The sequence below is a fragment of the Streptomyces sulphureus DSM 40104 genome, from assembly GCF_000381025.1.
Classification (GTDB): domain Bacteria; phylum Actinomycetota; class Actinomycetes; order Streptomycetales; family Streptomycetaceae; genus Streptomyces; species Streptomyces sulphureus.
The window spans coordinates 109,571-122,701 of record NZ_KB905825.1 but is presented as its reverse complement, the minus strand read 5'-3'; the positions used below and the strand labels follow the sequence as shown (position 1 = coordinate 122,701).

Below are 13,131 nucleotides of genomic sequence, written 5' to 3'. Positions count from 1 at the left end.
TAGCCCGCGTGCCCGGGGGTACGCCCGGGGTACGGCCGAAATGGAATCGAGACCTTCGACTGGTTGTGTCGGGTGTGTCGGGGCACGCGTACTGGCCGGATCGCCGGGACCGAGGGGGCGTATCCGCCACGGCGGTGATTAGGCTTGTGCGGGGGCGCACTTGGCCTACCGGGGAGTACGACCAGAGCAGCAGGAGGCACTGTGAGCAGCGATCGGGACGAGATCCGCGTCGGCGGGACCATCCCCGAGACCGATCGGCTCGAAGCGGGGGAAATCGACGCGGACGACGCCGACCCGGAGCAGGACTCCGAGTCCACAGGCCAGTTCACCATCGACTACACGCCCCCTGCCTGGTACACGCAGGGCTCGGACGCGTCGGAGGCCGACGAGGACGGCGACCATCTGCTGAGCCCCCCGCAGCCGTTGGGGACGTCGCCCACGCAACCGGCGGCCCCGGAAGCCGAGTCGGCGGACACCACCCCGCACGGCACGCACGACCGCGCCGCAGAGCTGCCCGAAGACGACTCCGCCGAGGAGGACTTGGGCGTACGGGCGGAGGACGCCCCGTCAGCCGAGGACGACGCCTCCCCGGAAGAGCAGACCGCCTCCCCGTACACCGCGCTCTCAGGTCCCGGGGAGCCCGACGACGACGCACCCGTCGCACCGTCCCCCGAGGACTCCGAGCCGGCGTCCACGCCTTCGCCGGCCGAGGAGCAGGCCGACGCGCCGCCCGAGGACGCCCCGAGGCCGCACGCGGCGCCCCCGCCCGCCGAACCCCTCGCGGGCACGGCCGACTTGGAGGATGGCGCCACCGTCCGCATCTCCAGCGCCTCCCTGCGCCGCGAGATCGCGTCCCGCGCCCAGAGGACGGACGACCCCGGCGAGGCCCCGCAGGACGCCGTGCCGCCGGGCGCCGACCCGCGGTACCCCCGCCCGGCGCCGCCCGAGGGCACACCGCCCGCGGGGACGCCCCAGCAGGCCGAACCGTGGCCGAACACCCCCGGCGTCGGGGAGACGTCGGGCCCGAACAGCGGCGGGGGCCAACTGCCGCCCCTGCCACCGCACTTCCAGCCCGCCGCCCAGCCCCCCGCCGGCGCCCCGTGGCCGACAGCGCCTGGCACACCGGCCGAGGCCGGACCGCAGCAGGCGCCCGCGCAGCCGCCTGCCCAGCCGGCGCAGCCGCCCCAACCCCCGCCCATGCCACCGCAGTTGCCGCCGCAGCCCGACGCGCACCGGCCGGGTGAGACATCCGCCCCGGTGCCGCCGTCCGGCACGGGCACGACACCACCGGCGGGGCACACCCCCGAGCAGTCGCCGCCCCCGCCCGTGCCGCAGCAGGGCGGGTACGGGTACCCGCAGCAGTACCAGCAGCCCCCGCCGTACCCGCAGCACCCCGGAGCCCCCGGCACGCACCCGGGCCGGCCGCAGGCCGCCCAGCCCTCCCCCGGAGCCGACCCGCGGCGCCAGGGGCAGTCGGGGTCGCCGCTCGGGTACACGGCCGCCGTCGAGCTCTCGTCGGACCGGCTCGTCAACAGCAAGAAGAAGAACCGGCAGCAGCCCGGCGGCGGACGGAGCCGGTTCAAGCTCGGCGGACGGAAGGAAGAGGCGGAGCGTCAGCGGAAGTTGGAGCTGATCCGCACGCCGGTCCTGTCGTGCTACCGCATCGCGGTGATCAGCCTCAAGGGCGGCGTCGGCAAGACGACGACCACGACCGCGCTCGGCTCGACGCTCGCGACTGAGCGCCAGGACAAGGTCATCGCGATCGACGCCAACCCGGACGCCGGCACCCTCGGCCGCCGGGTACGCAGGGAGACGGGCGCCACCATCCGCGACCTGGTCACGGCGATCCCGTACCTCAACAGCTACATGGACATCCGCCGCTTCACCTCGCAGGCCCCCTCGGGGCTGGAGATCCTCGCCAACGACGTCGACCCGGCGATCTCCACCACCTTCAACGACGAGGACTACCGCCGCGTCATCGACGTTCTCGGCAAGCAGTACCCGATCATCCTCACCGACTCGGGGACGGGCCTCCTCTACTCGGCGATGCGCGGAGTCCTCGACCTCGCCGACCAGTTGATCATCATCTCCACCCCGTCGGTCGACGGGGCGAGCAGCGCGAGCACCACCCTCGACTGGCTCGCCGCCCACGGCTACAGCGACCTGGTGCAGCGCTCCCTCACCGTGATCTCCGGGGTGCGGGAGACCGGCAAGATGATCAAGGTGTCGGACATCGTGTCGCACTTCGAAACGCGCTGCCGAGGCGTCGTCACCATCCCGTTCGACGAACACCTCTCCGCCGGCGCCGAGTTGGACCTGGGTCTGATGCGCCCCAAGACACGCGAGGCGTACTTCGAACTCTCGACGCTGATCGCCGAGGACTTCGCCCGCGCCCAGCGCGAACAGGGCCTCTGGACAGGCGACGGCAACAACCCGCCGCCGCAGCTCGCACCCCCCATGCCGGGGCAGCCGCTCCCCGGGATACCGCCCGGTGCGTACGGCTACCCGCAGCAGCAGGGGCAGTGGCCGGGGCAGCAGCCGGGCCACCCCGGGCAGGGACCTGGCCAGCAGCCGCCACGCTGAGCTTCGGGAGCGATCCGCGACCGGCTACAACTCCCCGTGGACGCGACCCCCTCCCGGCGTGCGCCGAGGGGGACGAGCCCGGGGAGACGTGGCCGGTACGCGCAGAGTGCTCGGCAACCGGTGCGAGCGGCAGTACCGGCTGGCCTGCTACCGCTCTCACGGCCGGTCCTGCCGCGTCGTTCCGCTGCTGAGCACAGCGCGGGACCGCCGTGCCACCCGGTCCTGACGGCGGCTCGACGCCAGGTGCTCGCGTTCCGCATCGTGCCGGAGGCGGTGCCGCACGGCCTCCTCTGCCGGCGCCCGTGGCGTTCAGCACGGCGAAGAGCCGCCTGCGCACAGTCCGCGCCCGAGGCACGTCACTCACTCCGCGTCGAACGTCACCGACGGGACGGCGCCAGGCCCCTGAGTGCCCGACGGCTCGCGACCGGCCGACGCCGCACCCGCTGCCCGGCGACCTCAGCCACGGGCGTCGGCGAGCAGCGCGCGCGCCTCGTCGACGTCCTGGGCCATCCGCTGCTTGAGCGCGTCCAAGGTGTCGAACTTCAACTGACCCCGCAGGTAGGCATGGAAGTCGACGCCGACGTACTCCCCGTAGAGGTCGAGGCCCACGCGGTCGATGGCGTACGCCTCGACGGTGCGCTCGTCGCCGTCGAACTGCGGGTTGGTGCCGACCGAGATCGCCGCCGGCATCTCCTCGCCCTGCGCGTGGAGCCAGCCGGCGTAAACGCCGTCGGCCGGGATCGCCGAGTGCGGCGGCGTCCTCAGGTTCGCCGTCGGGAAGCCCAACTCACGTCCCCTGCTCGCGCCCTGCACCACCACCCCTTCGACGCGGTGCGGGCGCCCCAGCACCTCAGCCGCGCCGCTCACGTCCCCCTCGGTGACGAGGCCGCGCGCCAGCGTGGAGGAGAACGGCTGTCCGCCGCCCGCCTCGCCGCGCTCGTAGAGGTCGACGACGACCACGTCGTAGTCGTAGGTGCGGCCGAGCTCGGCGAGCGTCTCGACGGTGCCCGAAGCGCGGTGCCCGAAGCGGAAGTTGGGGCCCTCGATGACGCTGCTCGCGTGGAGCTTGTCGACGAGCACCTTCACGACGAAGTCGGCAGGCGACAGCTTGGAGAACTCCGGGGTGAACGGCAGCACCAGCACCGCATCGATGCCGAGTTCGCCCATGAGCGCGGCACGGCGCTCGTGGGTGGCGAGGAGAGGCGGGTGGCTGCCGGGCCGCACGACCTCGCTGGGATGCGGGTCGAAGGTGACGGCGACGGCCGGAACGCCCAGTTCACGGGCGCGCTCCACAGCCTTCCCGAGGATGAGCTGGTGCCCGCGGTGCACCCCGTCGTACGAGCCGATGGTGACGACACTGCGCCCCCAGCCCTCGGGGATGTCCTCCAAGCCACGCCAGCACTGCACGTCCTGCTCCTCGCCGATGCTCTAGCCGTTGTCCGCTGCCTGTCCCTGCCGATGGCGTTCGCCGGTCCAAGGGTGCCATGTCCGCTGCATGTGGCGGTCAGGGACCCACCCCTGCGCGACTCCGCCCTGCGCCTCAACGCCCGCGCGCCGCCTCCGTCGTCACGGCTTCCCCGTCGCGCGGGCGTGCGCCGGTGGCGGGCCAGGGGAGGCAGGCGCGCCTGACGGCGGGACCGAGCAGCGGTGACCACACCTCGGGTGCCGCGTCCACCCACTCGGCCACCGCCGCGGCGACACCGGGGATCTCGACGGCAAGCTCCCCCAGCAGCGCGTCGAACCCGGCAGTCCCGCCCGGAGCGGTCGCCATCCGCGTACCGACGGCTCCGACGTGCGCCCCGTCGCGCTGCGGACTGCGCTGGCGCACGAGCGCACACAGAGTCGCCCGGAGGACGGTCGGCGCCGTCTCGTGCGCGATCAGCGCGGCGAGCAGCTCGTCCCGCAGGTCGCCCTCGACGGGCGCGAGCGCTTCGGCGAGGCTCCTGCGCACCTGCCGCAGCGGGCAGTCGAGCAGCTCGCGGAGGAAGGCGCGGAGCACCACGGTCCGGCCGCCCGCCGACCCGTCCACGGCGTCGGAGACCGCTCGGGCCACGGCTTCGGGACGCTGCTCCGCGCACTCGGCGAAAACCCTGGCGACGCGGGCGGCGGCCTCCGCTGTACGCACCTCGTCGAGGACGGCGAGGAGTTCGCCCGGCTCCGCTTCGGGCGCGCGCAGCCGCTCCCTGCACGCCCCGACGACCTGCTCCGGGTACGCGTCGAGCGCCGTGCCCAGTGCACGGGCCAGCTCTGTCCCGCCGTCCGAGACGAACCGGGCCACGGCGGAGGGCAGATGAGCGGCGCGCGCCCCCGGATCGCGGACGAGCACGGCGAGCGCGGCGCCGTGGAGCGAGCTGTCCGCGGGGGACTCCCGCAGCGCGAGCGCCGCCGCGCGCAGCAGCGCCAGGTCCGCCGCCTCGGCCCTGCGCGCCACCCGCACCCCCCACTCGGCTGCGAGCGCCCGGCGTCGCGGACGCGCATCCGTCGCCCAGGCGTGGACGGCGCGGCAGAACGCGGCGGGCTCCTCCTCCAGCAGTTCTTCGAGCAGTTCGTCCGCGCGCGGGTGCGCCGCCTCGGCCAGCACTTCGACGAGGTGCTGCACGCCGTCCCGCCGCCGCGCGTAGAGCAGCGCCTGCGCCGCCGCCGCGACGGTGGGCACGTCGGAGACGCCGCGGTGCCGCACCGTCAGCGGAGTCGTGTCCGCGAACCAGCCGCAGAGCACGGGGCGCACCTCGTCGGGGGCGGCTTCGAGGAGTTCGGAGGCGAGGTCGAGGAAACGCCCGCGCCCCTGCCCCGACGGGTCGTCGGCGGGGACGAGCAGCCGCAGCAGTTCGGCCTTGCGCCCCGGCGCGAGAGGCAGACGGCGCCAGAACCAGGGCCCGAACTCCTCCGGTACGACGCCGCCGCCCGCGACCAGCGCGCGCAGCCGCACCGCAAGCGCCTCCACGACGGGCATGCAGGCGGCGTCCGGCAGGTCAGGCAACGTCCGCACGAGCAGCCGCGCCGCCCACCACCGCGGTTCGGCGGGGGCGCCCGGCGACGCTCCGGAGGCGCTCCGGGGTTTCCGTCCGCCGTCGTGAGCGCCCGCGGACTGCCGGGGCACACGCGCTGCCTCCCGACTCCCCCGCGCATCAGGGCAGTCGGCGCCTTCCCGACGGGAGCCCTCCGCAGGCGCCCCTTCCGGAACCGCGACACCGACCAGCGGCGCCAGCACGTCCCCGAGCGCGGCGGGTCCGCAGCGCTCGCCGTGCCAGAGGAGCGCCTCGACGACTGTCCCCAACCGGTACCTCGGCACCGACGAGCACTCCCCCGACTCCCCGACCAGCGCGGTGAGTTGGGCGAGTGCCGCGTCGAGCCGCAGATGGCGGCCCTGGAGCCACTCGCCGAACTCCTCGTCCGCGAACCGGTACCCGTCGCCGGCCGGAAGGAGGACCTCCTCGGCGAGGACAGCCGGAGCCCAGCCGCCGGCCCAGGGAAAGATTTCCTCGAACCCGGACCGGTCCAACTCCCCCTGGCCGGGCCCCAGACATCGCCGCGCCGCCTCGTGGAGCCGCCCGGCGGCCCGCGCCGCGAGACGGCTCACCGAGCCGTGGGCCGACGTACGTCCGCCGGACGTGAGGTGGAGGGCGACACGGAGCGCGACGGCGTCGAGGTGCGCGGCGAAGACGTCCCGACGGGTCAACGGCGCCCCGGCGCCGGGCCGCCGGGACACGAGCCGCTGGGCGGCGCGCACTTCTCCGCAGAGCCGGACCGCCAGCGGATGAGCGGCGTCGGCGGCTGCGAGGGCGCCCTCGGGCACGCCGAGGACCCTGCGCAGGCGCGCGGCCTGGCCGGAAGGCAGCGGGTCGAGCCGGATGCACGGCGGCAGCGCCGTACCGTCCCGCGCGGGCTCCGACGGCTCGTGCAGCAGCCCCGAGGGGAAGAGCCGCCCGGCGTACTCCCAGAACTCCGGACGGCAGCAGACGGCGAGGCGGGCGCCGGAGGCCCCGAGCCAACCCGCGCTGTTCTGCGCCCACTTGAGGAGGTCGGAGGCGAGCGCCACCGGCATCTCCTCGGGCGCGTCGAGCACGACGAGGAGTGGCCGCCCCGCGTCCCTGGCGAGCCGCGCGACGACGTCCGGGTCGGCCTGCGCCTCGCCGGCGGCCGAGGCCGTGTCGAGCGACGCGGCGAGGATGCGTCCTGAGCGCAGCAAGGCACGGCCGACTGCCTCCCGCAACCCCGCGTCGTCCGGCCGCAGTTCGGCCCCGCGCAACCAGACGGTCGGCGCCGGCTCCGGCCCCCGCGCGCGGCGCACCGCGAGCGCCGCCAGCTCCGTCGTTCTTCCCTCGCCCGGCTCCCCCACGAGCGCCGCCACCGAGGCGCGACCCGAGGTGAAGGCCGCGAGCTCGGCCGACGTCTGCGGCCTCGCGACCGCCCCCGCATGGCGCTCGACGGCCGGCGCCGCAGACGCCGCGGTGAGATGGAGCGCGCCGGCGAGGTTGAGGTCACGGCCGAATGCGGGGTGGTTCGCGGCGTTGCGGCGCAGCACGGCTGCGAGCACCCCTTCCGGGGCCTGCGCCGCTACGACGGGGAGCGGCACGGCGTGCGCCGCCTCTGCGCGACCCGCCAACTCCCTTGCGACGACGCCCAGTACGGCACCGGTCGTGGTGTCGAGGAGCGGTGTGCCCGGCGCCTCGGGGCTGTGCAGATACCGCTCGGCCTCCGCCTCGGCGGGGACGAGTCGCAGCGCTTCCTGCAACCGGTGGGGCGGCAGTCCGGCGCGGTTCTCCGGGGCGTACCGGACGGGCACCGTGCCGGTGAGGCGTGCGCGGGGGCCGAAAGGCCCGAGCGCCACGGCGCACCCCTCCCACACACCGCGCGCCGCGCCGACGACGAGGGGTTCGGGCCCTTCGCCAGGAGCCCGGAGGAGCGCGAGGTCCCACTCGTCGAGGCGGACGACCGACCGCTCGGCGACGGGCAGGGGCGGCCCCTCGGCCGCGAGGAGCGAGGGACGCGGCGCCGCGAGCACCTCGTCCGCCGTGAGGAGGGTGCCCTCGTCGACGGCGAAGGCGGTGCCGCGCACCCGACCGTCCGGCCCGCAGACCCGGGCCAGCGCGCCCCGGGACCGCACCGCCGACATCGTCCGAACCTCCCGCCCCCTTGTCCTCTCAACGATCCGAGATTAGGCGGGAGTTGATCTCCCTCACCACCCCATGGACGAACGCGCCCCCGTGCACGCCGGTCGTTCACCTCGAGCGCCTGCACGTTGGGGTGAATCACCGCTCAGGAGTGGACATAGAGACAAGGGGAGCCGGGAGGGGGGCCGTGGGCGCGCGCACGGCACGGTGGGACCAGCCCGCCGCAGCGGCTCCGGCTGTACCCGGCGGGGCCGATCAGGCCGGCCCCGCCGGGCGACGGGGGCTCGGACCGACGGGTGACGTCGAACCGGCCGCGTGCCTCAGACGAAGACCGCGAGGCTCTTGGCCCGCCCCTGCCGCCGCTCGACGAGCGCCACGAAACGCCCATCGGGCCCGAAGACAGCGACCGTCGCGCCCCCCAGCTCCTCCGGCATCCGCAGCCGCACCCCGTTCCCCAGCAGCCGCGCCTGCTCGGCGTCGACGTCCCAGCGGCGGAAGGTCGCGGCGGCCGCCTCGCCCACGGGGAGTACGGGCAGCTCCCGCCCGTCGTCGACACACGCCTGCAACTGCTCCAGGGTGTGCGCCCCGGTCAGCCCGTACGGACCGACCCGCGTGCGGCGCAGCGCCGTCAGGTGTCCCCCGGTGCCCAGGTCCTCGCCCAAGTCCCGGGCGAGCGCCCGCACATACGTCCCCGAGGAGCACTCGACGCGTATCACGAGGTCGGTGACGGGGGTGCCGTCCGCCGCCGTCTCCTCGTGCGAGGAGAGCACCTCGAAGACGGAGACCGTCGCGGGCCGCGGCGCCAGCTCGACCGCCTCGCCCTCGCGCACCCGCGCGTACGCCCGCTTCCCGTCGACCTTGACCGCGCTCACCTTCGACGGGACCTGGAGGATCTCCCCCGTAAGCTTCTCAACCGCTGTGCGCACCGCGTCCTCGTCGAGCCCGCGGGCGCCCTCGGCGCCGGTGAGTTCGCCCTCCGCGTCCTCGGTGACCGTTGACTGCCCCAGGCGGACGGTGGCGAGGTACTCCTTCTCCACCAGTGCGAGGTGGCCGAGGAGCTTCGTCGCCCGCTCGACGCCGAGCACGAGCACCCCCGTCGCCATCGGATCGAGGGTGCCGGCGTGACCCACGCGCCGCGTCCTCGCCATCCCGCGCAGCTTCGCCACGACGTCGTGCGAGGTGAACCCGGCGGGCTTGTCGACGACGACGAGTCCGCCGGGCGTCCCCTTGGGCGAGGCATCCGTCCGCTTCTCCGCCACGGTCAGGCGCCCTCGCTCCCGCGCTCGTCACGCGTCGGCTCGTCACCCTCGGCGGCGGATTCCGGGTCGCCGGGGTCGAGCCCGTCGTCCTCCTCCGGCCTCCGGTACGGGTCGGCGCCGCCCGCGTACTCGGCGCCCGAGGACGCCTTGCGGACCTCCTCGTCCGACTCCTTCGCCCTCGCCAGCAACTCGTCGATGGCCTTGGCGTTCTCGGGAACCGCGTCGGCGACGAAGGTGAGGCTGGGGGTGTGCTTGATGCCCGCCGCGGCGCCCACCGCGGAGCGGAGTACGCCCTTGGCGCTCTCCAGGCCCGCTGCGGCGGCCTTGCGGTCCTCGTCGTCGCCGTACACCGTGTAGAAGACCGTGGCCTCCCTGAGGTCGCCCGTGACCCTGGTGTCGGTGACGGTCACGTTGGTGCCGAGCCGCGGGTCCTTGACACCCCGGTGCAGCTTCTGCGCGACCACCTCACGGATGAGGTCAGCCAGCCTCTTCGCCCGCGCGTTGTCGGCCACTCGTCCGTCTCCTTGCTCATTCGTCGTCTTCACCGTGGAACCGCCGCCGCACCGACAGCAGCTCCACCTCGGGTCGCGCCGCCACGAGGCGCTCGCACCGGTCCAGCAGGCCGCTCAACTGCCCCGCGTCACCGGAGACCGCGGCCAGGCCGATGTGGGCTCTTCGGTAGAGGTCCTGCTCCCCCGTCTCCGCCACGCTCACCGCGTACTTCCGCTGGAGCTCGGCGACGATGGGGCGGACCACGGAGCGCTTCTCCTTCAGCGACCGCACGTCGCCGAGGAGCAGATCGAAGGACAGCGTCCCTACGTACATAGACAGCGGGTCGTGCCACCCGCGGGGCCTTGAAGGTATGCCGACCGCACTCCGCGGTGGCCGTGCCACCAGAGTGCGGTATCGGCACCGTACACGCGAAGGCCGGGGCCGATCGACGCATTTGCGCCCGGCCGCCCGTACAGCACGACTGCCGTACGGGCGGCCGGGAGCGGGCCGATCAGCCCCGGTCCCGTGCGCTGGGGATCAGCCGCGCGGCTTCTCCCGCATTTCGTACGTCGCGATGACGTCGTCGACCTTGATGTCGTTGTAGGAGCCGAGGTTGATACCGCCCTCGAAGCCTTCGCGGATCTCGGTCACGTCGTCCTTGAAGCGGCGCAGCCCCTCGATGTTGAGGTTCTCCGAGACCACCTTGCCGTCGCGGAGCACCCGGGCCTTGCTGTTCCTCCGCACCTCGCCGGAGCGGATCAGGACACCGGCGATGTTGCCCAGCTTCGACGAGCGGAAGATCTCGCGGATCTCCGCCGTGCCGAGCTCGACCTCCTCGTACTCCGGCTTCAGCATGCCCTTCAGGGCCGCCTCGATCTCCTCGATGACCTGGTAGATCACCGTGTAGTACCGGACGTCCACGCCCTCGCGCTCGGCGAGCTGCGTCGCCCGGCCCTCGGCGCGGACGTTGAAGCCGATGACGATCGCGTCGGAGCCCGTCGCCAGGTTGATGTCGGTCTCGGTGACCGCACCCACCCCGCGGTGCAGGATGCGGAGGTCGACCTCTTCGCCGACGTCGAGCTGGAGCAGCGAGGACTCCAGTGCCTCGACCGAACCGGAGGCGTCGCCCTTGATGATGATGTTGAGCTGCTGCACCTCGCCCGCCTTGAGCACCTTGTCCAGGTCCTCGAGGGAGACCCTGCGGGTGCGCTTGGCGAACGCTGCGTTCCGCTCGCGGGCCGCGCGCTTCTCGGCGATCTGGCGGGCCGTGCGGTCCTCGTCGACGACGAGGAAGTTGTCGCCGGCGCCCGGAACGTTGGTGAGGCCGAGGACCTGCACCGGGGTGGAGGGCCTTGCCTCCTTCACGTTCTCGCCCTTGTCGTCGAGCATCGCGCGGACACGGCCGTAGGCGTCGCCGACGACCATGGTCTCGCCGACCCGCAGCGTGCCGCGCTGGACCAGCACCGTCGCGACGGCACCCCGCCCGCGGTCGAGGTGCGCCTCGATCGCGAGGCCCTGGGCGTCCTGCTCAGGGTTGGCCCGCAGGTCGAGGGCGGCGTCCGAGGTGAGGACGACGGCCTCGAGCAGCTGCTCGATGTTCTCGCCCTGGCGGGCCGAGATGTCGACGAACATGGTGTCGCCGCCGTACTCCTCCGCCACCAGGCCGTACTCGGTGAGCTGACCGCGCACCTTCGTGGGGTCGGCGCCCTCGACGTCGATCTTGTTGACCGCGACGACGATCGGCACCTCCGCGGCCTTGGCGTGGTTGAGCGCCTCCACCGTCTGCGGCATCACGCCGTCGTTCGCCGCGACCACGAGGATCGCGATGTCCGTCGACTTGGCACCGCGGGCACGCATGGCGGTGAACGCCTCGTGACCCGGGGTGTCGATGAAGGTGATGCGCCGGTCCTCGCCGTTGACCTCGGTCGACACCTGGTAGGCACCGATGTGCTGGGTGATACCGCCGGCTTCGCCCTCGGTGACGTTCGACTTGCGGATGGCGTCGAGCAGACGCGTCTTGCCGTGGTCGACGTGGCCCATGACCGTGACGACCGCCGGCCTCGGCTCGAGCTCCCGCTCGCCGCCCTCGTCCTCGCCGAACTCGATGTCGAAGGACTCCAGGAGCTCCCGGTCCTCCTCCTCGGGGCTGACGATCTGGACGACGTAGTTCATCTCCTCACCGAGGAGGTGCAGCGTCTCGTCCGAGACGGACTGCGTCGCCGTGACCATCTCACCGAGGTTGAACATCACCTGCACCAGCGAGGCCGGGTTGGCGTTGATCTTCTCGGCGAAGTCGGTGAGGGAGGCACCGCGCGACAGCCGGACCGTCTCGCCCTTGCCGCGCGGCAGCATCACGCCGCCGACCGACGGCGCCTGCATCTGCTCGTACTCCTGGCGGCGCTGCCTCTTCGACTTGCGCCCCCTGCGCGCCGGACCGCCGGGACGCCCGAAGGCACCCTGCGTACCACCGCGGCCACCCGGACCGCCGGGACGACCGCCGAACCCGGGACGGCCACCGCCACCCGGACGACCGGCGAAACCGCCGCCCCCGGGACGACCGCCGCCGCCCCCACCGGGACGACCGGCGAAGCCGCCGCCACCCGGACGGCCACCGCCGCCCGGACGACCGCCGCCGCCACCCGGACCGCCACGCCCCGGGCCGGGACGCGGGCCTGTGGCAGGACGCTGCGGCATCATGCCCGGGTTGGGACGGTTGCCACCGCCCCCGCCCCCGCCTCCGGGACGCGGGCCGCCGCCCTGCGGTGCCTGCGGACGCGGCATGTTGCCCGGGCTCGGACGCCCGCCGCCCGGTGCCTGCGGACGCGGACCGCCGCCGGGACCCGGCTTCGGACCCTGACCGGGCTTCGGCGCCTGCCCCGGCTTCGGACCCTGGCCCGGCTTCGGCGCGCCACCGGAGCGGGGCGCCTGCGGGCGGGCCATACCGGTCGAACCACCGGACGTGAAGGGGTTGTTGCCCGGACGCGGCCCGGACGGGCGGCCGCCCGGCTTCGGACCCTGGCCCGGCTTCGGCGCCTGGCCACCGCGGCCCTGGCCGCCCGGACCCGGCTTCGGGCCCTGGCCCGGCTTGGGTGCCTGGCCCGGCTTCGGGGCCGGAGCTTCCGGCTTCGCGGGCGGAGCGGTGAACTCCGGGTTCGACGGGGCCTGGCCGCCCGGTGCCGGCTTGGGTGCCTCGGCGGGCGTCGGCGCGGCGCTCGTGTCGGCGGCCGGCGCGGGCTCCTCGGCAGGCTTCGGGCCGGGCTTGGGGCCCGGCTTGGGCGCACCCGGCTTCGGCGCCTCGGCGCCCGGCTTGGGCGCGGCAGGCTTGGCGGCCGCCTTCTTCGGCGCCGCCGGCTTCGCGGACTTCTTGGCGCCCCCTGCGCCGCCCGCGTCAAGTGCATCTGTCAGCTTGCGGACAACCGGCGCCTCGATCGTCGAGGACGCCGAACGGACGAATTCCCCAAGCTCTTGGAGCTTGGCCATGACGACCTTGCTCTCTACTCCAAGCTCCTTGGCGAGCTCGTATACCCGGACCTTAGCCACTTCGCTCCTTACGGCCCGGGGGATCGTCCGCCGGACCTTCGCTACTTATGCATGGGCGTACTCATCGCGTACTCATCGAGTGCTCATCGCAATCTCGACCTACTTCCCACTCGCGAGGTACCTCGTCCCGCACGGGGCCCGTG

Annotated in this window: 7 protein-coding genes; 1 reads left to right on the top strand and 6 read right to left on the bottom strand. The window is 74.0% G+C overall.

Annotation, left to right across the window (positions count from 1 at the left end; translation table 11 throughout):
- Positions 1-201 precede the first annotated feature (201 nt).
- Positions 202-2,583 (top strand): SCO5717 family growth-regulating ATPase, encoded by a 2,382-nt coding sequence (locus F603_RS33080; protein ID WP_019549181.1) that lies wholly within the window; start codon positions 202-204, stop codon positions 2,581-2,583.
- Between the two features lie 456 nt (positions 2,584-3,039).
- On the opposite strand, the gene F603_RS0127660 is transcribed toward F603_RS33080, so the two are convergent.
- From F603_RS0127660 to infB, 6 genes are all read right to left on the bottom strand, one after another.
- Positions 3,040-3,990, bottom strand: coding sequence for a bifunctional riboflavin kinase/FAD synthetase (locus F603_RS0127660; protein ID WP_019549180.1), 951 nt, complete (start codon positions 3,988-3,990; stop codon positions 3,040-3,042).
- A gap of 133 nt (positions 3,991-4,123) precedes the next feature.
- Positions 4,124-7,699 (bottom strand): trypsin-like peptidase domain-containing protein, encoded by a 3,576-nt coding sequence (locus F603_RS0127655; RefSeq protein WP_019549179.1) that lies wholly within the window; start codon positions 7,697-7,699, stop codon positions 4,124-4,126.
- Between the two features lie 318 nt (positions 7,700-8,017).
- Positions 8,018-8,956, bottom strand: coding sequence for a tRNA pseudouridine(55) synthase TruB (gene truB / locus F603_RS0127650; RefSeq protein WP_019549178.1), 939 nt, complete (start codon positions 8,954-8,956; stop codon positions 8,018-8,020).
- Between the two features lie 2 nt (positions 8,957-8,958).
- A complete protein-coding gene (gene rbfA, locus F603_RS0127645; protein ID WP_019549177.1) occupies positions 8,959-9,468 on the bottom strand; it encodes a 30S ribosome-binding factor RbfA in 510 nt (169 codons plus the stop codon).
- A 16-nt stretch (positions 9,469-9,484) separates the two neighbouring features.
- Positions 9,485-9,781, bottom strand: coding sequence for a DUF503 domain-containing protein (locus F603_RS0127640; RefSeq protein WP_016909823.1), 297 nt, complete (start codon positions 9,779-9,781; stop codon positions 9,485-9,487).
- Positions 9,782-9,985: 204 nt separating this feature from the next.
- A complete protein-coding gene (gene infB / locus F603_RS34415; RefSeq protein ID WP_078503771.1) occupies positions 9,986-12,988 on the bottom strand; it encodes a translation initiation factor IF-2 in 3,003 nt (1,000 codons plus the stop codon).
- Between the last annotated feature and the right edge of the window lie 143 nt (positions 12,989-13,131).